The 23,725-nt window shown below is 44.2% G+C and carries 21 protein-coding genes and 1 rRNA gene; 17 read left to right on the plus strand and 5 right to left on the minus strand.

Features of this window, described 5'->3' with window-relative positions; genetic code table 11:
* The first annotated feature begins 53 nt into the window (after nt 1–53).
* The 5 genes from ACH0QE_RS01785 (at nt 54) to ACH0QE_RS01805 (ending at nt 5,797) form a co-directional block, all read left to right on the plus strand.
* Entirely contained in the window at nt 54–1,067 is a 1,014-nt protein-coding gene (locus ACH0QE_RS01785) for an ABC transporter ATP-binding protein (RefSeq protein ID WP_415799029.1), read from the plus strand.
* Nucleotides 1,042–2,013 (plus strand): ABC transporter ATP-binding protein, encoded by a 972-nt coding sequence (locus ACH0QE_RS01790; protein WP_415799030.1) that lies wholly within the window; start codon nt 1,042–1,044, stop codon nt 2,011–2,013. Before ACH0QE_RS01785 ends, ACH0QE_RS01790 begins: the two co-directional genes overlap by 26 nt.
* Nucleotides 2,014–2,098: 85 nt before the next feature.
* On the plus strand, nt 2,099–3,700 hold the full coding sequence (locus ACH0QE_RS01795) for an ABC transporter substrate-binding protein (RefSeq protein WP_415799031.1): 1,602 nt from the start codon (nt 2,099–2,101) through the stop codon (nt 3,698–3,700).
* A 177-nt stretch (nt 3,701–3,877) separates the two neighbouring features.
* A complete protein-coding gene (locus ACH0QE_RS01800; RefSeq protein WP_415799032.1) occupies nt 3,878–4,882 on the plus strand; it encodes an ABC transporter permease in 1,005 nt (334 codons plus the stop codon).
* Nucleotides 4,883–4,900: 18 nt separating this feature from the next.
* Complete coding sequence (locus ACH0QE_RS01805) at nt 4,901–5,797, plus strand: ABC transporter permease (protein ID WP_415799033.1); 897 nt, start codon at nt 4,901–4,903, stop codon at nt 5,795–5,797.
* A 46-nt stretch (nt 5,798–5,843) separates the two neighbouring features.
* On the opposite strand, the gene ACH0QE_RS01810 is transcribed toward ACH0QE_RS01805, so the two are convergent.
* From ACH0QE_RS01810 to ACH0QE_RS01825, 4 genes are all read right to left on the minus strand, one after another.
* Nucleotides 5,844–6,926 (minus strand): FUSC family protein, encoded by a 1,083-nt coding sequence (locus ACH0QE_RS01810; protein ID WP_415799034.1) that lies wholly within the window; start codon nt 6,924–6,926, stop codon nt 5,844–5,846.
* Between the two features lie 577 nt (nt 6,927–7,503).
* The gene (locus ACH0QE_RS01815; RefSeq protein ID WP_415799035.1) at nt 7,504–11,973 is read right to left on the minus strand and encodes a glutamate synthase-related protein; all 4,470 of its coding nucleotides are present in this window, start codon (nt 11,971–11,973) and stop codon (nt 7,504–7,506) included.
* A gap of 342 nt (nt 11,974–12,315) precedes the next feature.
* Nucleotides 12,316–13,611, minus strand: a complete 1,296-nt coding sequence (locus ACH0QE_RS01820) for a glutamate-1-semialdehyde 2,1-aminomutase (RefSeq protein WP_415799036.1) — start codon at nt 13,609–13,611, stop codon at nt 12,316–12,318.
* Between the two features lie 116 nt (nt 13,612–13,727).
* On the minus strand, nt 13,728–14,468 hold the full coding sequence (locus ACH0QE_RS01825; protein ID WP_415799037.1) for a YqjF family protein: 741 nt from the start codon (nt 14,466–14,468) through the stop codon (nt 13,728–13,730).
* A 121-nt stretch (nt 14,469–14,589) separates the two neighbouring features.
* Here ACH0QE_RS01825 and ACH0QE_RS01830 point away from each other — a divergent pair, with 121 nt between their 5' ends.
* The 10 genes from ACH0QE_RS01830 to perR all read left to right on the plus strand — a co-directional run bounded on the left by ACH0QE_RS01830 (nt 14,590) and on the right by perR (nt 21,800).
* Complete coding sequence (locus tag ACH0QE_RS01830; protein ID WP_415799038.1) at nt 14,590–15,603, plus strand: ABC transporter ATP-binding protein; 1,014 nt, start codon at nt 14,590–14,592, stop codon at nt 15,601–15,603.
* Nucleotides 15,596–16,387 (plus strand): ABC transporter permease, encoded by a 792-nt coding sequence (locus ACH0QE_RS01835; RefSeq protein WP_415799039.1) that lies wholly within the window; start codon nt 15,596–15,598, stop codon nt 16,385–16,387. Before ACH0QE_RS01830 ends, ACH0QE_RS01835 begins: the two co-directional genes overlap by 8 nt.
* 3 nt (nt 16,388–16,390) lie before the next feature.
* The gene (locus ACH0QE_RS01840) at nt 16,391–17,176 is read left to right on the plus strand and encodes an ABC transporter permease (RefSeq protein WP_415799040.1); all 786 of its coding nucleotides are present in this window, start codon (nt 16,391–16,393) and stop codon (nt 17,174–17,176) included.
* A 77-nt stretch (nt 17,177–17,253) separates the two neighbouring features.
* A complete protein-coding gene (locus ACH0QE_RS01845) occupies nt 17,254–17,565 on the plus strand; it encodes a hypothetical protein (protein WP_415799041.1) in 312 nt (103 codons plus the stop codon).
* The gene (locus ACH0QE_RS01850) at nt 17,566–17,973 is read left to right on the plus strand and encodes a potassium channel family protein (RefSeq protein ID WP_415799042.1); all 408 of its coding nucleotides are present in this window, start codon (nt 17,566–17,568) and stop codon (nt 17,971–17,973) included.
* A gap of 87 nt (nt 17,974–18,060) precedes the next feature.
* Nucleotides 18,061–18,528, plus strand: coding sequence for a thioredoxin-dependent thiol peroxidase (gene bcp / locus ACH0QE_RS01855; protein WP_415799043.1), 468 nt, complete (start codon nt 18,061–18,063; stop codon nt 18,526–18,528).
* A 127-nt stretch (nt 18,529–18,655) separates the two neighbouring features.
* Nucleotides 18,656–19,522 (plus strand): TetR/AcrR family transcriptional regulator, encoded by an 867-nt coding sequence (locus ACH0QE_RS01860; RefSeq protein WP_415799044.1) that lies wholly within the window; start codon nt 18,656–18,658, stop codon nt 19,520–19,522.
* A gap of 213 nt (nt 19,523–19,735) precedes the next feature.
* Nucleotides 19,736–20,680, plus strand: a complete 945-nt coding sequence (locus ACH0QE_RS01865; RefSeq protein ID WP_415799045.1) for a D-2-hydroxyacid dehydrogenase — start codon at nt 19,736–19,738, stop codon at nt 20,678–20,680.
* A gap of 3 nt (nt 20,681–20,683) precedes the next feature.
* Nucleotides 20,684–21,235 (plus strand): cob(I)yrinic acid a,c-diamide adenosyltransferase, encoded by a 552-nt coding sequence (locus ACH0QE_RS01870; protein WP_415799046.1) that lies wholly within the window; start codon nt 20,684–20,686, stop codon nt 21,233–21,235.
* A 121-nt stretch (nt 21,236–21,356) separates the two neighbouring features.
* A complete protein-coding gene (gene perR, locus ACH0QE_RS01875) occupies nt 21,357–21,800 on the plus strand; it encodes a peroxide-responsive transcriptional repressor PerR (RefSeq protein ID WP_041967611.1) in 444 nt (147 codons plus the stop codon).
* A gap of 117 nt (nt 21,801–21,917) precedes the next feature.
* Here perR and ACH0QE_RS01880 read toward each other — a convergent pair whose 3' ends face one another.
* The gene (locus ACH0QE_RS01880; RefSeq protein WP_415799047.1) at nt 21,918–22,268 is read right to left on the minus strand and encodes a YgzB family protein; all 351 of its coding nucleotides are present in this window, start codon (nt 22,266–22,268) and stop codon (nt 21,918–21,920) included.
* Nucleotides 22,269–22,426: 158 nt separating this feature from the next.
* Between ACH0QE_RS01880 and ACH0QE_RS01885 the strand changes: the two genes are divergently transcribed.
* Both ACH0QE_RS01885 and ACH0QE_RS01890 read left to right on the plus strand, forming a co-directional pair.
* Complete coding sequence (locus ACH0QE_RS01885; RefSeq protein ID WP_415799048.1) at nt 22,427–23,302, plus strand: nucleotidyltransferase-like protein; 876 nt, start codon at nt 22,427–22,429, stop codon at nt 23,300–23,302.
* A gap of 319 nt (nt 23,303–23,621) precedes the next feature.
* Nucleotides 23,622–23,725 (plus strand): 16S ribosomal RNA (locus tag ACH0QE_RS01890); the annotation flags it as partial.

The following is a 23,725-nucleotide window of genomic DNA, read 5'->3' on the forward strand; positions in this document are numbered from 1 at the left end:
CATAAGTAATTTTATTCAACAATAATATTTCGGTAATAGAAAGGAGTAGAAAAGTGGTACATGCTCCGGTTTTAGAGGTGAAGAATTTAAAGACATCATTTATCACAAACGATGGTGAGGTTCCAGCAGTAGATGATGTCAGCTTTTCAGTTAACAAAGGAGAAATCCTTGGGATAGTCGGTGAATCGGGGAGCGGAAAGAGCGTGACTTCATTATCAATCATGAAGCTGATACCCCAGCCTCCAGGAAAAATTGCTGGTGGAGAAATCCTTCTCAATGGTGAAGACCTGGTTCACGCTTCGGAAAGAAGAATGCGGGAAATCCGCGGAAATGATGTCGCGATGATTTTTCAGGAACCGATGACATCGTTGAACCCGTTATTCACAATTGGCGAACAGCTCGTTGAAGCTTTGAAAATACATAAGAAGCTGGGCAAAAAGGCTGCTTATCAGCAGGCTGTGGAGATGCTGAAGCTTGTCGGGCTGCCAAGAGCAGAACAAATCATCAAGGAATATCCTCATCAGCTTTCAGGAGGAATGAGGCAGAGGGTTATGATTGCAATGGCTCTGAGCTGCCACCCGCGGGTGCTGATTGCTGATGAACCGACAACGGCGCTTGATGTGACCATCCAGGCGCAAATTCTTGCGCTAATGAAAGATTTGAACGAAAAGCTTGATACGGCTATTATCATGATCACCCATGACCTTGGAGTTGTCGCAGAGGTTTGCCAGCGTGTCGTTGTTATGTATGCAGGGAAAATCGTCGAGGAAGGGCTTGTAGAAGATATCTTCAAAAACCCGAAGCACCCTTATACTCTCGGATTACTTAAATCGATTCCTGATATCAGGGATAAACAGGAGCGCTTATACTCCATTCCCGGTAACGTGCCAAAGCCAGGTTCGATTAAGGTTGGTTGCAGGTTCGCGGCAAGATGCGAATTTGTCATGGACAGATGCCTGAGCGAAGATCCTGAACTCTATGAAACTGGCAGGCCAGGCCATACCGTTCGCTGCCTGCTGCATGAGAAGGAGGGAGTAGCCAATGACAGAAGTACTGTTAAAAGTTGATGGATTAAAAAAATATTTTCCTATTACTGGGGGTATCCTTGGCAAACAGACGGGTGCTGTGAAAGCTGTTGATGATATCAGCTTTTGGGTGAACAAGGGTGAAACACTTGGGCTTGTTGGCGAGTCAGGTTGCGGCAAATCAACGACAGGAAGAATGCTGATGCGCCTGATCGACCCGACAGAAGGGCAAGTCGTTTTTGAAGGAAAGGATCTTGTCACTCTCTCGGACAACGATATGCGCAAGGCGCGAAAGGATATGCAAATGGTCTTCCAGGATCCTTTTGCATCACTGAATCCTCGGCATACAGTCGAGAAAATCCTTGAGGAACCGTTGATTGTCCATGGAATCGGAAACAAGAAAGAACGCAAGCAGATGGTTAAGGAAATGCTTGAGGTGGTCGGTCTCAGCAGCTACCACGCCAAAAGGTATCCACATCAGTTCAGCGGCGGACAGCGCCAGCGGATTGGAATCGCCCGGGCATTAATGACAAGGCCGAAGCTGATTATAGCTGATGAACCTGTATCTGCACTTGATGTTTCCATTCAATCACAAGTATTGAATCTTCTGGAGGACTTGCAAAAGGAATTCCAGTTGACTTATATATTCATAGCCCATGACCTTGGAGTTGTAAGACATATCAGTGACAGGGTTGGAGTCATGTATTTAGGAAGACTCGTAGAAATCACCGAAGCTGATAAGCTGTATGGAAAACCGCTCCATCCGTATACGAGGGCCTTGCTTTCAGCGGTACCAATCCCGGATCCTGATGTGAAAAGGGACCAGGAGCTGCTGACAGGGGATATTCCTAGCCCGGCGAATCCGCCACAGGGATGTGCCTTCCATACAAGATGCAAGGAATGTATGGATATTTGCAAGACTGATAGACCTGTATTAAAGGAAATTGAACCTGGTCATTTTGCTGCCTGTCATCTATATTCCAGATAGGAATGTGTGCAGGATAAACAGCATAGATGATAGATATTATGGACTGGATATATAAAACCAGTTCGAAAAAACAAGGGGGAAGAATATGAAAAGGCGTTTTGGATTAATGTTTTTTGCTTTTATCCTTATCCTTAGCCTGGGGCTTGCCGGCTGTAATAATGAATCCGGCGGCAAGAAAACGGGCGGGGAGTCTGGTTCTGACGGCGGTTCATCGTCTGGCGGAACTCTTGTATTTGGGCGCGGCGGTGATTCAACATCGCTTGATCCAGCTGTAACAACTGAAGGTGAAGCTTTCAAAGTAACAAAGAACATCTACGAAACTCTCATCGAGTTTGGTGAGCAGGATACAGAAATCCACCCGGGCCTTGCCGAAAGCTGGGAAGAATCTCCAGATGGCCTGAAGCACACATTAAAATTGCGTAAAGGTGTTAAATTCCATGACGGCACTGATTTCAACGCCGAGGCTGTAGTCTTCAACTTCGAGCGCTGGAAAGCCGGTAATAAAGAACAATTCTATTACTATAACTCGCAATTTGGTGACGTAATCAAGGAAGTTAAGGCAGTAGATGAGCATACAGTTGAATTCACATTGAACCGTATTCTTGCTCCATTCTATAAAAACCTTGCCATGTCTCCATTCGGGATTGCAAGCCCTGCTGCAATCGAGAAGTATGGTGATAAGTTCATTGAAAATCCAGTAGGTACTGGACCATTCAAATTCAAGGAATGGAAGCGTAATGACAGGGTAACGCTTGTGAAAAATGAAGATTATTGGGAAGAAGGGCTTCCTAAGCTTGATGAAGTCATTTTCCGTGTCATTCCTGAAAATTCTGCACGTTTGAATGCATTGAATACTGGTGAGGTAGACATTATCGATGGAGTAAACTTCAGTGATGTTGAAGCGATTGAAGGAAATGCAGACTTGCAAACCTTCTACCGTCCTTCTCTGAACGTTGCTTACCTGGGATTGAATAACGAACGCGGGCCAATGAAAGACAAAAAGGTTCGTCAGGCATTGAACTATGCGGTCAATAAGCAAGCGCTCATCGATGCTTTCTATGCTGGTGCTGCTGAGCCTGCGAAAAACCCAATGCCGAAATCGGTAGCTGGCTACAACGATGATGTAGAAGCTTATGAATACGACCCAGAGAAGGCAAAGGAACTTCTTAAGGAAGCTGGATATGAAGATGGTTTTGAAATGGAACTATGGGCAATGCCAGTTGCAAGACCTTATATGCCAGACGGAAAGAAAGTTGCTGAAGCGCTTCAGAAAGACTTTGCTGAAGTTGGCGTAAAAGCAAAAATCGTTTCTTATGAGTGGGCAACATATCTTGAGAAAGCACGTATGGGTGAAGCAGATACATTCTTGCTCGGCTGGACTGGTGACAATGGTGACGCTGATAACTTCCTGTATGTCCTTTTAGACCAGGATAACATCGACAGCAATAACTACGCACGCTACGCTAACCAGGAAGTACATGATCTGTTCATCAAGGCTCAGTCTACAAATGACCAGGCTGAACGTGAAAAACTGTATAAAGAAGCTCAATTGTTAATTAAGGAAGATGCTCCTTGGATTCCGCTTGTACACTCTGAGCCTGCCCTTGCAGGAAGAGCAGACGTAACTGGCTTCAAGGCACATCCAACAGGATCTGACCTGCTTGCAACCGTTGAATTCAAAAAATAATGCATCTGGAAAAGGGAGAACATATGCATTCTCCCTTTTCTTTTGAAAAATGAAAACACAATATCAATGAAAATTTTAATTAAAACAGATAGTATATTTCAATTTGAGTAATGTCTAGCTTTAGCGCCTAGCCAGACCAAGGCGCTTACGCTTTTCATCAAGAAAAGAGGTGGGAAGGTGTTTGCCTATTCTATCAGAAGGATATTTTCACTAATTCCTGTACTTTTGGGTCTTTCACTTATTGTATTTTTTATGATCAGAGCAATCCCTGGGGATCCCGCCCAAGTCATTCTCGGGCAGCTGGCGACTAAAGAAGCAATTGCGGATTTAACGAGAGAACTGGGGCTTGACCAGCCTTGGTATGTACAATATTTTACATATCTTGGAGGTCTGCTGACGGGCGATCTAGGGGAATCTCTAAGGACAAAGTCAGCGATCAGCACTGAAATATGGCCGTATCTTGCTGCAACGATGGAACTGTCTTTTGTTGCGATGTTAATTGCGATTATCATAGGAGTCAATGCCGGAATTGTCAGTGCATGGTTCCAAAATTCCTGGTTTGATTACGGCGCGATGGTCCTGGCACTTGTCGGTGTATCGATGCCGATTTTCTGGCTCGGTTTGATGGAACAGTGGCTGTTCGCCATCAACCTTGATATCCTGCCTACTTCCGGGCGTGAAGAAGTACGGAATCCAGTTGAGGCAATTACGAACTTTTATATCATTGATACCTTGATCCAGGGGCGTACAGACCAGTTTATTGACGTCCTGAAACATCTGGTGCTGCCGGCGATGGCTCTGGCGACAATCCCGATGGCTATCATTGCGAGGATTACTCGTTCTACAATGCTAGAGGTGATGAGGTCTGATTTTATCAGGACTGCAAGGGCAAAGGGTTTGAGCATGTTCTGGGTTGTTTATAAGCATTCCCTTAAAAATGCTATCATCCCTGTTTTGACTATCATAGGCTTGCAGACAGGACTATTGCTTGGCGGGGCGATCCTGACTGAGACAATCTTCAGTTGGCCGGGTATTGGCCGATATATTTACGAGGCAATCAATTATCGTGATTATCCTGTTATCCAGTCAGGAATCCTGATTATTGCCCTGATCTTTGTACTTATCAATCTAGTAGTTGATTTACTTTATGCAGCAATTGATCCACGGATCAAATACCGTTGATGGAAGGGGAGAGAGCAGATGGAGATATCAACTCAAAAACAAATGCCGCCAACCGTGCAGGTAGAGGAAAAAGTGGCGTCTCCCTGGGCAGAAGCATGGTATAGCTTCAAGAAAAATAAATTGGCTCTCGTTGGAACAGCCATCGTCTTGTTTTTTATCTTGCTGGCAGTATTCGCACCTTTGATCGCGCCAGAAGGGATCAATGATCAGAAAATGGAGGTCCGTCTTCAGGCTCCTTCAGCTGACCACTGGCTTGGCACAGATGATTTTGGACGAGATATCTTATCCAGAGTTATATATGGTGCTAGGATTTCCTTATGGGTAGGGACCTTTGCGGTAATGGGTTCAATCGTTGTCGGCTGTCTGTTGGGAATTCTTGCTGGATACTATGGCAGATGGGTCGATACAATCATTTCAAGGATATTTGATATTATGCTCGCTTTTCCAAGTATTCTTCTGGCCATCGCGATTGTTGCTGTTCTAGGGCCTTCACTACGAAATGCGTTGATTGCGATTGCCATCATCAATATTCCGAATTTCGGGAGGTTGATTCGTTCAAGGGTCCTAAGCGTAAAAGAAGAGGAATACATTATGGCCGCCAAGGCGGTTGGGATGAGAGACAGCAGGATATTGTTCCAGCACATCCTTCCTAACAGTATGGCGCCAATCATCGTACAGGGCACACTGGCGATTGCCACGGCTATCATTGAAGCTGCCGCTCTTGGATTCCTCGGCCTTGGAGCTGAGGCGCCAAATCCGGAATGGGGCAAGATGCTTGCTGACGCTAAGCAGTTCATGATCCAGGCACCGTGGACTATGATTTTCCCTGGCCTGGCAATCATGTTGACCGTATTGGGCTTTAACCTAATGGGCGATGGACTCAGAGATGCATTGGATCCTAGAATGAAAAGTTAACTTGATATATGGGTATGAAAAAAAGCAGCTGATAAACCAGCTGCTTTTAAATTTCCGTATTTTGTTCAATAGTTACATTGCTATCATCTTTATGGTAGGACTGGAAGCTGGTTACGAGGGTATCCAGGTGCTCGACCTGCTCGCCATATTCCATGATGATTGAAACAAGCTGCATGACATGGTAGAGCATTTGGCTGTTCGTTTGAGCAAGTTCATTTCTTTGAGCTAAAAATAATTCAAACAGCTCCTTCTTGTTCAGGCAGACCTCACCCTCAATATAGGATGCTTCAGGTCTTACCTTGCCGACGTACTTAAGCATCACCTGCTCATGGTGATTAATCAGGCAATCCAGCTGATGCTGGATTACTTCCTGGAATTCAACAGGAAGCTGATTGAATTCATTCTCATAGCGGTGAAGTCTTTTTAAGGTTTCGAGTGACTTTTTTACCGTATTGATCATTTGCCTGTAAATGACAAGCTTTCGTGATTTAGCAAGTGGATTATTTTTAAAATAATCCCGTTCTTCCTTATACATCATATATAGCTGATCCAGCTTGATGATGCCCTCGCGGAGTTTTTCGATATCAGCCTTCAGGAGCTGATGCTCGGAAGCGTGACGTGTGCTCAGCCTGATCCACTTCGTAATTTCCTCTGATAAAATAGAACTCTTGTAATACAACTTATTTTCATACTTTGGCGGCAGGAACACAAGGTTCACAATGAAAGCCGATACAACCCCAAGCATGATTGTCGAGAACCGGATCAGCGCGAACTGGATGAAATCATCGCCAGGTGTCTCCATAATCGCAATCAAGGTGACAAGAGAAAGCGATATTGTGTTTCCCAGTTTCAGCTTAAGGTTTAAAGTAATAACAAGTACTGCGGCAAGGCCGATAATGAAAATGCTGTTGCCGAACGCCATAACGAATAAAACAGCGGTAGCGGCTCCGATCAGATTGCCCTGGATATGTTCAATAATCGATTGATAAGAGCGGTATACAGTTGGCTGCAGGGCAAAAATCGCAGCAATCCCGGCAAATACCGGAGATGGAAGATCAAAAATATGCGATAAAAATAATGCAAGTGTAATGGCAATTCCCGTTTTCAGTATGCGGGCACCAAGTTTCATGGGAAGTGAATTCCTTTCATTCAGAGACAGAAAATCTCATTCATTAATTAATACTTTAAACCATTTTGTTTAAAACTAAACAATTATGTACTATACAACGGAAATCCAATAAGTTCAAGCGACAATTTAACGAAAAACAAGCCTGTTTTAAATGTAAGTGGTTACAAGTCTATTAGACTGGAAGTCCACTTATTCCGGAATTATTGAAGGATATTCTTGAACAGCGGGAATATATTCATTTTGTCTTATAGAATCTGTCTATGAGCCCTTTTACATGATCAGACCTCAATTCGGGCTTATAGAATCTGTCTATAGGCCCTATTTCATGATCAGACCCCAATTCGGGCTTATAGAATCTGTCTATAAGCCCTATTTCATGATCAGACCCCAATTTGGGCTTATAGAATCTGTCTATGAGCCCTTTTTCAAGATCAAGCCTCAATTCGGGTTTATAGAATCTGCCTATACTACTTGAAATCTAATTAAATTCCACTCAAGGTTACTTATTAAGAATCATACCAAATTATCAAAAAGAAAAATAAAATGGCCCCGTTCCAGCGGGGCCACTAACTTCAAATCATTCTGTTGATACTGCCGGGTCTGCCTGCTCTTTAACAGGAACGACTTGGATGAAGTGATCCTCAGGATGTTCCAGTAGAAGGGCGAGGTCAGCAGCTTCACTTTCCTGGCCATGGCTTTTAACCATTTCAATGTAGTTGGCCAGTAATTCTTTTACATCTTTGATGCCTTTTGCTGATAGTGTCTCGATGGAAACCTTGGCGCCTTTGGCGACTCGGCGGGCGATGGCTTCTTTTGTCAGTCCCATCTCCGGCTGGTGTCTAAGGTAAACGACACCGCCTGTCATTCCTGCGCAAATCCAAGGTCCTGGATCGCCGAGAACAAGTCCTCGGCCGTTTGTCATATATTCAAAAGCAAAGCCTTTGATATTGGCGTTTGTTCCAAGATTCCCGAATTCTTTTTTAGGAATAGGCTTTTTCACCTGACCGCCGATGATCATATCGGCACCTGATAAACGGATTCCGGCACGAGCATCTGCATTGCCCTGTGCTACGAGCAAGCCTTTCTGTGCACCATAGCCAAATCCTTTACCGACAGAACCGTTGTAGAATCCACCGTCCTTGCCAGGTGATTTTGCGATTAAAATTGCACCGCCGAATGAAGTCTTGCCGACTCCGTCTTGGCCGCCGCCATCAATTTCAATGTTGATGCCGTCCGTGTTGTAAGCCCCAAGTCCGTTACCCAGGATGGAGCCTTTGTAACGGAGTGAGACTGGCTGGAGCTTTCTGTAGGAACCATCCAGACGTCCGCGAACTCTGTGGCATGAAACCCTGCTAGCAAGCACACGCTGCTCAGCAGTAACGGCCTGGAATTCACGTGACTCATGAAGCTCCTCGTCGACAGCATCAAGATATTCAGCACCTGCAGCAACCTGAAGCTGTGCAGAAGCAAGGGAAGCGGCAGCTTCTTTTTGATGCGTGATTTGGCCTATCTCGAGTGGCTTCAATAAATATGTTAAATCAAGCAAGTCATTACCTTTGATTTGTTCCAGAAGATCTGAGCGCCCGACTGCTTCCTGCAGGTTTTTGATGCCCGCTGATGCAGCAAGGGATTTAAGTTCGTTGCCAAAAGCAGTGAACAAGTTCATGATTCCTTGTACGGCAAGGTCGAACTGGCGCGGTACGAAACGGCGCAATCCGTGTTCCTTTGCCTGTGCTTCTGAATCGATTTGTGTCGCAATACCGACATGGCATGTATCAAGATGGCAGCCGCGGCAAGTCGTGCAGCCGATGGCAAGCATGGACAGTGTACCGAAGCCAACGCGGTTTGCTCCAAGAAGCATGTATTTGATAACATCCATTGCGCTCTTAACACCGCCGTCAGCCCAAAGCTCTACATTGTCGCGCAATCCTGCTTCAAGCAGGGCGTTATGTGCGGCTTTGATGCCAATTTCTGCTGGCAGGCCGACATACTGCAACGCGTGGATACGGGCAGCGCCAGTACCGCCGTCGAAGCCGCTCAATGTTATGACGTCTGCTCCTGCTTTTGCGATACCAACAGCAATCGTACCGATATTCGGAACGACGGGGACCTTAACGGCAACACGTGCCTGGTCATTGGCTGTCTTCAGCTCGTGAATCATTTGCGCAAGGTCTTCGATTGAGTAGATATCATGGTTATTTGATGGTGAAATCAAATCCGATCCAATTGTCGCATTCCTTGCTTCTGCAATTTTAGCTGTTACCTTTGAACCAGGAAGGTGTCCACCTTCACCAGGCTTCGCGCCCTGGCCAATTTTGATTTCCAGAAGGTTGGAGGAGTTCAGCAACTCAGCGTTCACTCCGAAACGTCCGGACGCAACCTGCTGGCCGCGGGTGCGCGGGTACTTGCCAAGCATATCCTTGATTTCGCCGCCCTCACCATTCATGCTGACCATGTTCAGGCGGTCGGCGCCTTCTGCGTATGCTCGGAAGGCAATTTCGTTCTGTGATCCGAACGACATCGATGCGATGACAAACGGCAGGTTGTGGTCGCCTACACCAATCTCAACTTCTTCAGGTGAAACTCCTGTCTCGGCCTTCTTCAATCCAGTTAAATGACGGATCGTTGTTGGATTGCTTTCTTCCTGTTCGGAAATTTTCTCTCGATAAACACTGTAATCTCCTGTAGAAGCAACCTCGCCAATTGCCTTCCAGATACGAGGGAAGAGATGGAATGTCTTTCCGATTCGTTCCTTTTCGTTCTGGAAATCTTCTGCTCTCTTAAGTGCATCTTCTTTCATTGCTTCAAAATTATATGCAAGTTCATTGGAACCAAAGAAGTTCACGATCACTAAATAATCTGCTACTTCATCGTTTAGGCCGATCGCCGAGAATAAACGTCCGTATCCTCGCAATTCATGGATACCAATAGTAGAAATGACTTTTTCAAGGCCTTTAGTCAAGGCACTGTATAGATTAGCGAGCGGCTTAACTGACTCATCTAACACTGTCATGAACATATAGTAAGGGCTGACTGCGTCTGCACCCAGACCAAGCGCTACAATGATATCATGCAGCGATCTTAATGATGCCGAACGCAGCAACAGAGAGCAGTCGCGGCGTAATCCTTCTTTTACAAGAGCCTGGTCGATCGCCGATACGACAAGGTGCGGATCGAGCCACAGTGCATTTTCCTGGTGGGCCATTGCGTCATCAAGAACAAGCAAGGTTTTGCCATCCTTAACAGCAGCTATTGCCTCAGCAGCAAGCCTTTCAAGTGCTTCTTTAACAGTTTCGTCATTGTGGAAAACCGTTTCCAGGTATGCTGCAAGTTTATCATCCTGATAGCACTGAATGACCTGGTCCATGCTTGGCTGCCCAGTTTCCTGTGAAACCTCATAGCCAGCTTTTCCTTCTACAAGAAGAGGAGTGATCAATTCTACGACTTTACCTGTTTCGGACTTGCCGAAAAGGGAAGGGCGCTTTCCAAGAACAGTCCGGGTTGAAAAGTGTTCAGCTTCACGATCGCGATCTATTGCGGGATTCGTTACGACAGCAACACTTTCTTTTATAAAATCAGCGATATTCTTGCGTTCTGGATTCATCGCAGCAAGAGGGGCATCGTGTCCAAGCGAGCGGATAGGTTCCGCACCTTTTTCAGCCATCTGCTCCACAAGCTGAACATGGTCACGCTCCCAGCCAAATGCTTTATATTGTCCGTTATGGATTTTATCCGGATATGTCATTGTAACCGTTTTGCCAAGCTGTGGACCCCCGAGGCGGTGGCGTGCTTCCTGGAAAGCAAGGCGCTCTGAAAAACGCTTGTAAACTTCACCCTGGAATTGCTCCATTTCAAACACTTCAATTGTGTCGCCGTTCCACTTCAGGCCAACCTTCTCCCCAGGTGCTAGAGGTTTCGGTTCACCTGTGTACTCGGTAGACGGGATAATTCCCGGCTCTGATGAAAACAGGTAAGAACTTTCTGTTTCTACCATCCATAGCGGGCGCAGGCCAAGTGCGTCTACACTAAATACCGCTTCATCAGCAAAACGTGAAATGATGCCTGCAGGTCCCTGGGCAAAATGGCCCCATGCTTCGCGTATATAAGTATATAAATCTTGCAAATGTTCCGGATAAGCTTTGATTTCGTTGATGATCGGCGGGAACATCATGTCCATTGCCTCAAACAGTGAATATCCGTCACGACAAATAAACGTTTCAAGCGTACGGCTAAGGTCCTGTGAGTCACTGCCGTCTTTTACGAGCGGAACATTGACCATACGGGCTTCGTCGCGAAGTCTTGCAATTGTATTAATTTCACCGTTATGGCCAAGGACGCTGAACGGCTGAACACGGAAAAAGCTTGATAGAGTATTAGTTGAATAGCGGTTGTGTCCAAGTGTCATTGTGGATGCAACCAGAGGGCTGGCCAGGTCATGATAGTATTTCGGAAGGATGTCTCCCGCGCCCATTACCTTATATACAGCGTGGTATTGGCTCAAGGAAGCCACATGAACCTGATCGTTTTCCTCGAAATCTACAATCATATTAAACAATTTGCTGGAAAGATCCTGACCTGCTTCGTTTGCAAGACATGCGAACTGCCAGAATACAGGATTCTCCTGAATCGCAATCGGGCCAAGCGCTCCGGAGTCAGTGACATCCACCGATGAAAAAATCAGCTTCATGCCCTGCTGTGCAAGCTTTTCCTCAAGCTTATCCTGAATCGCTTTTGCCTGCTCAGATCTTGTAATAAAAACATGTCCCACCACGAAGTTTTCTTTATCAACTGCACTGACATCTGCACCTGCTGCAGTAAGCTTTTCTTTCCAGAGTGTGCGTGGAATGTCGATATGCACACCAACACCGTCTCCTTCGCCATTGATAAAACCAGCGCGGTGGTTCATCGTGACCAGGCCGTTGATACAGTGGAAAATATTCTCGCGTGTAGGAATTTTCTTCTTTTCAATGCTGGCAACAATCCCGCAAGCATCGTGTTCAAATTTTGAAAAGTCTCTAAATTGGGAAGGGCTCCATTGTGTTTTCATAAAAATCGGCTTATAAAGGGTTCTTTTAAGCCGTTTCACCTCCTGAAAAAATAATCTATGATCTGTTGTTTGATAGCTTGGTACATGAGGGTATAGCCTAAGACGGGAATTTAAAGCAGGGATTTTTAAGCGGCCACTTGAATGGCGAATTTTAAAATATTAATAGCAATCATATCATAAGAATTTTCAGAAATCAATTAATTATACATTAATTTGGATGGAGGATTATTACAGAAAGGAAGAGGTTAATAAAATACACCTTGAAATGTAAACGGTTTCATTTCGAGTGATAAAAATAACAGGTACCGAGTTGGCACCTGTTATGTATAAAAAGTTGTATATTTATTCATTAGCCATTGTATAAAATGCTTGGTCAACTGCATGCAGAGTTGCTTCGATATCTTCCTGGGAGTGGGCGATGGTCACGAACCAAGCTTCATATTTTGAAGGTGCGAGGTTGATTCCTTGCTCCAGCATCAGATTGAAGAAGCGCGCGAACATTTCGCCGTCAGTGTTTTCTGCCTGCTCATAATTCTCGATTTTTTCAGTTGTAAAATAAATGGTCAGGGCACCCTTCAGACGATTAATGCTGATAGGAATGCCGTGCTTGCTTGCTGAAGCGGTGATCCCTTCCTCGAGCATAGCGCCGAGCTGGTCAAGATATTCATAGACACCATCCTGTTTAAGGACCTCAAGGCAAGCGATGCCTGAAAGAATGGAAGCGGGGTTTCCGGCCATTGTTCCAGCCTGATAAGCAGGACCAAGCGGTGCAACCTTTTCCATGATTTCAGCACGTCCGCCGTAAGCACCGATCGGCAGGCCGCCGCCAATAATTTTACCCATAGCCGTCAAGTCAGGAGTAATACCCAGCATGTCCTGTGCTCCGCCATACATAAAACGGAAAGCGGTGATAACTTCATCGAAAATGATCAGCGAGCCAGCCTGATGGGTGAGCTCCTTTACTTCCTCTAAAAAGCCGGGTTTAGGCTCAACGATTCCGAAGTTGCCGACAATCGGCTCCACAAGCACTGCAGCGATTTGGTCCCCCCATTTTTCAAGAGCTTCTTTGAAAGGTTCAATATCATTGAATGGAACGGTGATGACTTCCTGTGCGATGCTCTTTGGGACACCGGCCGAGTCTGGGGTTCCAAGAGTGGATGGCCCAGAGCCTGCTGCAACTAGTACAAGGTCAGAATGGCCATGGTAGCAGCCTGCGAATTTGATGATTTTATCCCGTCCTGTGAAGGCACGTGCCACACGAATCGTCGTCATCACTGCTTCTGTCCCAGAGTTGACAAAGCGCACTTTATCAAGTGCCGGCATTGCTTCCTTCAGCATTTTGGCGAATTTGACTTCATGCGGAGTTGGTGTTCCGTAAAGGACGCCTGTCTCTGCGGCCCTTTTGATTGCTTCAGTTATATGTGGGTGAGCATGACCGGTAATGATCGGGCCATACGCCGCTAAATAATCGATATATTGATTGCCATCCACATCCCAGAAGTATGCGCCCTGGGCACGCTCCATCACGATAGGGGCTCCGCCGCCGACCGCCTTGTATGAACGGGATGGACTATTGACACCACCTACGATATGTTCAAGAGCTTCGCTATGTATCCGCTCGGAATTTGTTCTTTGCATCGTAAAACCTCCTATATGTAACTGCTTTTCTATTTTATCATTTTTTCTGGTTTTTACAGATTGTTTCACTTTTCGTTCATTTTCAGCGAAAAAAAAGAAGCTCAAAAAGCCGTGAGCTACTTTTCGAGCCTGGGTGGCCAGAAATAGGCCTTTTTGTATTTTGAGTAATGCAGAAGGGGCTGTTGTGTTAGATACTCTTGATGGACAAAAGGGATGAGCATTTCATGTGAGAGCTCAGCCTGGGCCCTTTGGAGTTCCCATCTTGTATGATGGATGTCTCCGCGTATGAGTCTGCTGCCGCGTTTTGTCCACAGACAATATCTTTCTGTAAGCCAATGCTCCACTGTCCCTGGTTCTGCGAAGAATACCTGAGTTTCTGGTATATATATCAGCTCCATTCTTGCGTTTTCGTCAGCAGTCTGTAAACGACTGGAAACCATCTCAAAGTGGTCATCTTCCTGAAAGTTGATTTTTGCTTGTTTATAGTTTAAGCCGAATACTGCCTTTGCCCCCAGAACTGCAACCAAGTGATTGGCATCCAGAGAAAAGAAATACACACCAGCCCTTGAACCGTATTTTACATAAGTCCTTACATTCACTTCCAGATAGGAGCTGAAAAATGGGATGGCAGGCGTAAACCTTCCCCTGGTTTTTTTGACCTGGAAAGGGACAATCCCGACCCAGGCACTGCCGTCAAAAGTGTCGATCTCAAGCTCTTGAGGAATATGCTCCCTTAATGAAGCGGCAGGCACTGGCCAGTGAACGAATAAAGTATGATGCCATTCCTGTGACATCACCCAGTTCATGTCGGGCAGAGGATAGGGACGTTGGCTTTGGACAAGCAATTCCCTGATCAATCAACATTCCTCCTTTTTAGGGTTAAACTACCCATGAGCAAGCAAAGGTAATCAGGCATAGCATTTGTTTTAGCCGTTAGGATTGGCTAAACTGTTTGAGTGACCAAAGGAGGAAGTAGTTATGAACGCCATTGAAGTGAACGGGCTGCGGAAGGAATTCAAGGCTTATTCAAGCCGTTCCGGTTTATCGGGTGCATTCCGCGACCTTTTTACACGAAATTATAAAATAGTACCGGCAGTGAACGATATCAATTTTAACGTCGAACAGGGAGAGATGGTCGGCTACATCGGTGAAAATGGAGCCGGGAAATCGACGACAATCAAAATGCTGACAGGGATTCTGACCCCGACTTCAGGGAGTGTCATTGTAAACGGAATGAATCCTCATAAGGAAAGGGAAAGATTTGTCCAGACAATCGGCGTCGTATTCGGACAGCGTTCCCAGCTCTGGTGGGACATTGCTGTCCAGGAATCTTTCCGCCTGCTGAAAAAAGTATATAAAGTTTCAGATGCCCAGTATAACGAGCATATGGACCATGTCATTAAAACACTTGATCTTGAGCCTTTGCTTGATAAGCCTGTAAGGAAGCTTTCGCTTGGCCAGCGGATGCGATGCGAACTTGCGGCTGCATTGATCCATAACCCGCCTCTTCTTTTCCTTGATGAGCCGACGATTGGTTTGGATGTACTGGTGAAGCTGAAGATCAGGGAGTTCCTGAAGGAAATCAATGAAAAGTACAATACCACGATTTTGCTAACGACACATGACCTTACTGATATCGAGGCATTATGCGAGCGGGTCATCATGCTTGATGAAGGAAATATCATCTATGATGGCGCGTTGAAGAGTCTGAAGGAAAAATGGGGAGAAGGAAAGGAAATCAGCTTTGAATTCCTTGAAAAAGCAGATCTCGGACGTCTTGAGTCTTTGACGCGCGACCTTGATATCAAATGGGAGCTGGATGAAAGGAAACAGATATTTACCGCTGTCACAGGTGATGATGAGGAAACTGTATCGCAGGTAATCGCCCGTACAGTTGCCGCCTATAAGGTCAGGGACGTAAAGATCAATGAGCCATCAACAGAAGAAATCATCCGCAATATCTATGATAAAGGGATGTTACAGCATGGATAAATACATCGAAATGATCCGCATCCGGTTTTTGATGATGCTGGCGTACAGGACCAATTACTACACAGGCATCTTGATTTACAGCATCAATATCGGGGCTTATTACTTTCTCTGGAATGCAATTTACGGCGGAAAAAGTGAAATCGAAGGCCTAAGTGCCATCCAAATGACGACCTATGTGGCAGTTGCCTGGATGGCTAGGGCGTTTTATTTTAACAATATTGACCGGGAAATGGCGACGGAAATCAAGGAAGGGAAGGTTGCTGTTGAATTGATCAGGCCATACAGCTATCTTGGAATGAAGACGATGCAGGGTCTGGGCGAAGGAATCTTCAGGCTGTTCTTCTTCTCTGTGCCCGGCATGGTCATAGTCGCCTTGATATTCCCTATGGAGTTTTCAGCGGATGCCGCGACCTGGGGATTGTTCGCGATTTCGCTTGTGCTCAGCTTTTTCATTAACACACAATTGAACCTGCTGACAGGAATCACCACTTTCTTTCTATATAATAATACAGGCCTTATCCGGGCCAAGCGAGTCCTGATTGACCTGTTTTCAGGCTTGCTGCTTCCAATCAGCTTCTTTCCCAGATGGGCGCAGGAAGTTATGAGATTCCTTCCATTCCAAGGGATCAGCTATATTCCAAGCATGATTTTTACGAATGGCTTCACAGGGAGCCAGGTTGTCGAAGGGCTTATGCTCCAGGCGGCGTGGGTTTTGATATTGGTGATCCCCATCCAGATTCTTTGGGTCATTGCAAAAAAACAGTTGATTATACAGGGAGGGTGACGAATGTTTTACATCAGCATGTTTTTTCAATATGTCGCCCAGTATATGAAGACAAGGCTCGAATACCGGGCAGATTTAATTGTTGAGATTTTTTCAGATTTATTGTTTCAGGCTGTCAACCTGATTTTTATCCTTGTGGTCTTTGACCATACCGAATTCCTTAACGGCTGGAGCCGTGATGAAATCATCTTTATATATGGATTTTTCCTGGTGCCGTATGCGCTCTTTTCCTCGTTTTTCAATATCTGGGATTTCAATGAACGGTATATTGTAAAAGGAGAGCTTGACCGGATCCTGACAAGGCCGATTCATAGCTTGTTCCAGATCATTCTAGAAAGGATGGAGCTGGAGTCGTTGTTTGGCGCAGTGACCGGGCTGGCCGTCATGTTTTATGCCGGAAGCCGTCTCGGTCTTGAGTTAAGCTGGTCCGACCCACTGTTGTTCGTTGTGTTCGTTCTTGGTGGTGTCCTAGTATACGCCGGGATATTTGTGATGATTGCCTGCATAAGCTTCTGGGCAGATGCGCGGACCTCGATCATGCCGATGATGTACAATATCGGCAACTATGGACGCTATCCTGTGGACATTTATAACAATGTCATCCGATTTGTCTTGACCTGGATCTTGCCATTCGCTTTCGTCGGAGTCTACCCGGCAGCCTACTTCCTGGGCCGTGATGAGTGGTACGGTTACTCGTTTTTGACACCAGTGATTGGCCTTGTGTTTTTCAGCCTATCTGTTTTCATCTGGAATGAAGGTGTGAAAAGATACCGGGGAGCTGGGAACTGAATATATAACCAGTAAGACCGCAGCCATAAACGTGCTGCGGTCTTTTTGTGTCGCTTCAGGTTCAGACAGGTTTGGGCGTGAGAGGAGAAAAGCTGTCAGAAGTAAGGGTAACTTCAGACAGGTTTGGCCCTGAGAGGAGAAAAGCTGTCAGAAGTAGGATCAAGTTCGGACAGGTTTGGGCGTGGGAGGAGAAAAGCTGTCAGAAGCAGGATCAAGTTCGGACAGCCTCAGCGTCAAAAGAGAGAAGTAGTCCAAAGCAGGAGTGGGCTGATATTGCTTTCAGCAATATATTGTTGATTACATCAAACGAATCGTACTTGCTTGCATACTCCTATTTTTATGAGCGTATAGTTGAAGTGAGAAGAAATGCGCGAAATGAGGCTGGGTAAATGCAGTTTTATATATCAATCGTTTTAATAATAGTGGCGATTTTATTCAGTTTGAGGACACTGTTCATCCCACACAAAATAAAAGGCAAACAGGTTTCACTTGAGAATTTTGTCACGCTTGCCCTGATTTATGCAACAGTGATGGCTGGTTTTGGGCTTCTGTATTATCTGCTCGACTTGAGAGGTATTTGGGTACTTTCTGATATCAGCATGCGCCCGAGCAACTCCTCCTATGAAAGAATGTCCACAAGCATGTATTTTAGTGCGATCACACTTTTTTCGGTTGGTTACGGTGATATTGCACCGGTTGGTTTGGGACGGGCAATCGCTGTTTTGGAAGCGCTTATTGGCTATACGATTCCGGCGGCATTTGTCACAAGGGCCGTTTTTGACCAGAAGAGGTCTTAAGTCCGTCTTCTCATTCTGTCTTATTTGTATTCCAGCGCAAAATTAGATAGGCTAAAGCTAATAGATCTAATTTTGGAGGGATACATAATGGCATTAGTAATTGGAGAAAAAGCGCCGGAATTTGAACTGCCGGCGAGCAATGGTGAAACAGTCAAGCTTTCTGATTTTGCAGGGAAGAATGTAGTGCTGTATTTTTACCCGAAGGATATGACTCCTGGCTGCACAACGGAAGCGTGTGATTTCAGGGATCATCATGAGAGTTTCGAAGGAGTGAATGCTGTCGTACTTGGTGTCAGTCCGGACCCAATCAATCGCCATGAAAAATTCATCGAAAAGCACGGTTTGCCATTCCTGCTTTTGGCTGATGTAGACCATAAGACTGCCGAGGATTATGAAGTTTGGAAGCTGAAAAAGAATTTTGGCAAGGAATACATGGGAATTGAACGTTCAACCTTCATCATTGATAAGAATGGCAATCTCGTTAAGGAATGGCGTAAAGTAAAAGTAAAAGGTCATGTTGAAGAGGCCCTCGAATATATAAAAGAAAATCTTTAATCTGAGGACAGCCAGGAGAGGCTGTCTTTTTGCTGAATTGGAAATAGTTATAAGCTATAATAGGGTATGATAATAAAACTATGACCAGTCAGTCATTCGTATGTTTAAAAGTGGGGGAGGCTTAAGGGTGAAGGAAAAGGAAAAAGCAATTATCGAAGCAGCGATTAAGCTCTATGCGACCAAAGGATTTGCTTCCACCTCAATCCAGGAAATTGTTTCAGAAAGCGGAATCTCCAAGGGGGCATTCTATTTATATTTTAAATCCAAGGATGCTTTGTTGATCGCAATCCTTGAATATTACTTTGATTATATCCAAAAGAAGCTGGAAGTGTATGACCAGGAACAACTGTCTCCAAGAGAAAAGTTTACAATGCAGCTTACAGCGTTATTCAATACGATGCTTGAACATAAAGAATTCATCATCATGCAATCAAGGGAGCAGGCAATTCCTTTGAATGAAGAGGTAAAGGAATTGATGATCCGCAAGTATTATGAAGCGCAAGTTTATTATCAAAACAGTCTGCGCGCTATATACGGAGAGAAAGCGGAACCGCATCTTTGGGACTTAGCTCTCATGCTTGAAGGGTTTTTTAACTCATATATGAAGTTGCTGCTATTCAATCCGGAAGGCTTCAAGATTGGTGAATTAGTGGAATATATGCTGAGAAGAGTCGACTCACTAGTGGATGGCCTGGAGGGAGAGAATCCTATAGCCTCCGAAGAAAAAGTTAAAGAACTTATTAATAAAACAAAGGCATACTTCCTTGCGGATAGCCAGGATATTAAAACGATCATCAAAAAAATGAAACATGCGATTTCCAATCTTGAAAATAACGAAGATTTGAATGTTTCGCTGGAAGTGCTTGAAAGTGAAGTGGAAAGGGAATCGCCGCGGATCCCAGTGATCCAGGGAATGTTATCAAACTTCAAGGACGAACAATCGTTGGACGCTTACCGAGAGGCAATTGCTGAGTTTTTTGGTGTGAAAGGCTAAAAAAATTGCCGCCTATTTTTATCAATACAGGCTACTGTCCATTCATTTTAACTGTAACTGAATATCATTGTATTAGGGCATACCTCCTCAAACGATTTAGCGGGCTACAACAGCCCGCCTTTTTTTATGATTTTTTATAGCTTGTAAGTTGTTTAATAAAGTGAAAATTAATACAATTATTAATATGACAATAGAACGAAAGGTTTGGTCTGAATGAAAATATACTCCTCAATTCTTCCTGCAGAGGCTTTGCAGGAAGATGTGAAGAAGGAATTTCCTCAAGTCGGCTTTGAATTCCATAAAGGAATCAAGGAAGAATTCTTTTTGAACGCGGAAATTTTCCTTACATACGGCGAGGATTTAACTGAAGAACTAATTTACAAGGCTGATAATTTAAAATGGATCATGGTCATGTCTGCCGGATTGGACAGAATGCCATTCGAGGCCTGCAAGAAGCGGGGGATTCTTGTAACGAATGTCAGGGGTATCCATAAAATCCCGATGGCTGAATTTACAATTGGTATGATGCTCCAGCATGTTAAACAAATGAGGTCACTGTGGACTAATGAGCAAGCCAAGTCATGGGAGCGTAAATTGCCGATGGGAGAATTATACGGCAAGACATTGCTTATTCTAGGTATAGGGGCAATTGGCGGAGAAGTGGCTCGACTGGCAAAGGCCTTCAATATGAAGATAATTGGTGTGAACCGAAGTGGCCGTGAAGCTGAATGGGCTGACGAAATATATACGATGGACAACTATCGAGAGGCCATGCCGGAAGCGGATTTCATTGTGTCCGTAATGCCAAGCACAAGCGAAACAAAGCATTTTCTTGATGCTAGCGATTTTGAAATAATGAAGGATACTGCGGTTTTTATTAATATTGGCCGTGGGGATTTAGTTAAGGATGAGGTTTTAATAGCAGCACTTCAGGAAAGAAAGATAGCACACGCTTATCTGGATGTATTTTATGAGGAACCACTGAAAGAAAGCCACCCATTCTGGACGATGGAGAACGTTACGGTAACGCCGCATATTTCGAGCATTACGAAAAACTATCTGCCAAGATCTTTTGAAATTTTTAAACATAACTTGCATACATATATTAAAAACGGTTCGGATTATCTCAATGTAATAGACATGGACAGGGGGTACTAGGAGATGAAGATTTACACGAAGACAGGTGATAAAGGAACAACGTCGCTTATTTATGGAACAAGGGTCGCTAAGAATGATAAACGTGTAGAAGCTTATGGTACATGTGATGAAACAAATTCAATGATCGGGCTGGCTCTTAGCTATTTGAATGGAGAGTATTTCAGCGGCAAAGAAGAAATGCAGGCAATATTCCATAAAATCCAGACTGCATTGTTCCATGTAGGCGCAGAACTGGCTACGCCATCTGGAAAAAATGTGAAGTGGACTCTTGAGGAAAAAGACATCGAAGAGCTGGAGGCGAAGATTGATGCCTGGGATTCAGCGCTTCCGCAATTGACCAACTTTATTCTCCCGGGAGGTCATCAGGCCGGAGCGGCGCTGCATGTAGCAAGGACTGTTGCGAGAAGGGCAGAGCGCCAGGCTGTTGAACTGGGCGAAGAGGTTAATCCGCTTGTCCTTTCTTATTTGAATCGACTCTCTGACTTCCTGTTTGTCGCAGCGAGATATGTGAACATGCATCTAGGTTCAAAGGAGCAGACCTTGCATCAAAATTGATACAAATACAGCGATTGTAAATGTTTATGATGTGGCAATATTGACAAAAGTGGAATGAAATTAGTACACTATTTATAAATATTATAAAATAAGAATGATAATTTTAAGTAAAGTGAGGTGCATGGCGGTGGTACAGAGTCAGTTAAAAGAAGCCCTGGATACCTTGAAGGATACAGGAGTCCGTATTACTCCGCAACGTCATGCAATACTCGAATTTTTGATAAACTCAATGTCGCACCCAACAGCTGATGAAATATATAAAGCGCTTGAAGGAAAATTCCCTAATATGAGCGTAGCGACAGTTTATAACAATTTGAGAGTATTCCGTGAAGTTGGATTGGTGAAGGAATTGACATATGGAGATGCCTCAAGTCGGTTTGACTTTGTGACTTCCCACCATTATCACGTTATTTGTGATAAATGTGGGAAGATCGTTGATTTCCATTACCCCGGTCTTGACGAAGTTGAACACTTGGCTTCCCATGTAACGGGTTTTAAGGTCGGTAACCACAGAATGGAGATTTACGGCACTTGTCCGGATTGCTCGGCAAAGGAAGTGCATTAAATCTAACTGCTGATGGCAAAAGCTATCAGTTTCTTTTTTTGATTTTGACTGTTTTTCGCTTACATCTCGGCTCTTGGAGGCTGGGCAACAAAAATAGAACTCGGCTTCAGCCGAGTTCTATTTTTGTTGTTTACGGTTGTATTGTTCATCAAACTCCTTGCCTTCAAGAGATGGGTCAAGAGTTAAATGTTCATTGCAATACATACAAATATCCACTCGGCCGAGCATTTTGGTATATTTACCGCAGTTAGGACAGACTACTTGAACTGTTTTTGTCGATAACATTCCAATCCAAAAATAAACAACCGTGCTTGCAATAATGAAAAGCAATCCCAGAATCATGAAAATCGTCATGACCAATGGAGAGTTCCGAAAGAAAATACCTGCGTACATAACGATGAAGCCAATGAAAATAAGGCTTAGCGCAAAGGTGCGGATTTTATTAATTTTATTAGAATACTTAGCCATTGGAATTTCCCTCCCTAAAATCTAACTATATCATACCATTTACGGCAAGATAATCATAAAAAGTCTAGTACTGTTGTCGAAAATTGTCTAGAGAAATTGCAGGAGATTTTATATAATTGTCGAACATATATGCTAACAAACAAATGGAGGAGTTTAATATGGAGGATATCCTTCGTTCGATCTATCAAGAACGCGCAAGCCACCCTAATACAGTAGGAGTAGTCGTGGTTGAGAAGAGGCAAAAAGCCATCGCTGCCACAGATACTTTTGATGTCATCCTACTTATTATTGTAAAAGAAAATAATGATCCAGTCTTTGTAAAACATTACTCCTATGAAGATAAAAAAGCAGCGATGCATATCGTGACAGAAAAACAAATCAATGATTGGTTGCTAATAGGCAATAACAAAAAAATATTTGATTGGCTGTACAATGGGAAGATTGTTTTTGACAGGAATGAACGGATTGCCAACCTAAAGCATGAACTCAGGGAGTTTCCTTTCTTTGGCCGAAAAATCAAAATGGGCATCGAGTTTGCCAAATTGATCAGAAGGTATTCCGATGGCAAAGTACTCTTTGACAACTTTAATTATTTGGATGCCTATAATCACGTTGTCCATTCATTACATCATCTGGCAAGGCTAGCGGTAATCGAAAACGGGTTCCACCCAGAGGTTACTGTGTGGCATCAAGTCAAACAGATTGAACCAGAAATCTATAAGTTATATGAAGAGTTGATTTGCAGTGAAGAGTCCATTGAAAAGCGATTGGAGCTTTTATTCCTAGCCAGTGAATTCTTGATTCATAAAAGAACGAAGGTTGGCAGTCAACATTTGCTTGAGGTGATGGAGAGTAAAGAGCACTGGTCATTCAATGAATTGATGACTCATACTGAGTTGGCTCCCTACTCTGTAGATCTTGGTATTCTTGTGGAATATTTGATAGAAAAGAAAATCCTCGATGTAGTCAATGTGGAAACAAAAGGACAAGGGATTTTTCACAGATACTATAAAACCACTGAAAAATTATCCTAAAAAAATAAAGAAAGCTATTGACCAATTAAAAATTACTTGGTATATTAATAACAGTCGCTGCGGAACACAGCAAAAACATTTTCGCGGCAGACGGTTGAGAACTTAAAAGTGCTTTTCAGTCAATATTATTTCTTTTCAAAAAGTTGTTGACAGAAAAAACACCAGATGTTATATTAGTAAAGTCACTTCTGGGCGACACGCTAACTAACTTGTTCTTTGAAAACTAAACAAACAAGCGTCAACAAACAATATTTATCATGGCTTCTATTATAGAAGACCATGAGCCAACGTTTTAAATTATGAGCTAAACTCATACTCTTTCTTGGAGAGTTTGATCCTGGCTCAGGACGAACGCTGGCGGCGTGCCTAATACATGCAAGTCGAGCGGATCTTCATTAGCTTGCTTTTGAAGATCAGCGGCGG

Source organism: Mesobacillus sp., from assembly GCF_047739415.1.
In the GTDB taxonomy this organism is placed as follows: Bacteria; Bacillota; Bacilli; order Bacillales; family Cytobacillaceae; genus Mesobacillus.

Excerpts from the sequence above, each read along its gene's own strand:
- ACH0QE_RS01840 (WP_415799040.1), top strand. The coding sequence starts at position 16,391 with ATGTTTTACATCAGCATGTTTTTTCAATATGTCGCCCAGTATATGAAG.
- ACH0QE_RS01880 (WP_415799047.1), bottom strand. The coding sequence starts at position 22,268 with ATGGCTAAGTATTCTAATAAAATTAATAAAATCCGCACCTTTGCGCTA.
- ACH0QE_RS01885 (WP_415799048.1), top strand. The coding sequence starts at position 22,427 with ATGGAGGATATCCTTCGTTCGATCTATCAAGAACGCGCAAGCCACCCT.
- ACH0QE_RS01850 (WP_415799042.1), top strand. The coding sequence starts at position 17,566 with ATGCAGTTTTATATATCAATCGTTTTAATAATAGTGGCGATTTTATTC.
- ACH0QE_RS01865 (WP_415799045.1), top strand. The coding sequence starts at position 19,736 with ATGAAAATATACTCCTCAATTCTTCCTGCAGAGGCTTTGCAGGAAGAT.
- ACH0QE_RS01835 (WP_415799039.1), top strand. The coding sequence starts at position 15,596 with ATGGATAAATACATCGAAATGATCCGCATCCGGTTTTTGATGATGCTG.
- ACH0QE_RS01810 (WP_415799034.1), bottom strand. The coding sequence starts at position 6,926 with ATGAAACTTGGTGCCCGCATACTGAAAACGGGAATTGCCATTACACTT.
- ACH0QE_RS01830 (WP_415799038.1), top strand. The coding sequence starts at position 14,590 with ATGAACGCCATTGAAGTGAACGGGCTGCGGAAGGAATTCAAGGCTTAT.
- ACH0QE_RS01795 (WP_415799031.1), top strand. The coding sequence starts at position 2,099 with ATGAAAAGGCGTTTTGGATTAATGTTTTTTGCTTTTATCCTTATCCTT.
- ACH0QE_RS01790 (WP_415799030.1), top strand. The coding sequence starts at position 1,042 with ATGACAGAAGTACTGTTAAAAGTTGATGGATTAAAAAAATATTTTCCT.
- bcp (WP_415799043.1), top strand. The coding sequence starts at position 18,061 with ATGGCATTAGTAATTGGAGAAAAAGCGCCGGAATTTGAACTGCCGGCG.
- ACH0QE_RS01820 (WP_415799036.1), bottom strand. The coding sequence starts at position 13,611 with ATGCAAAGAACAAATTCCGAGCGGATACATAGCGAAGCTCTTGAACAT.
- ACH0QE_RS01805 (WP_415799033.1), top strand. The coding sequence starts at position 4,901 with ATGGAGATATCAACTCAAAAACAAATGCCGCCAACCGTGCAGGTAGAG.
- ACH0QE_RS01815 (WP_415799035.1), bottom strand. The coding sequence starts at position 11,973 with ATGAAAACACAATGGAGCCCTTCCCAATTTAGAGACTTTTCAAAATTT.
- perR (WP_041967611.1), top strand. The coding sequence starts at position 21,357 with ATGGCGGTGGTACAGAGTCAGTTAAAAGAAGCCCTGGATACCTTGAAG.
- ACH0QE_RS01870 (WP_415799046.1), top strand. The coding sequence starts at position 20,684 with ATGAAGATTTACACGAAGACAGGTGATAAAGGAACAACGTCGCTTATT.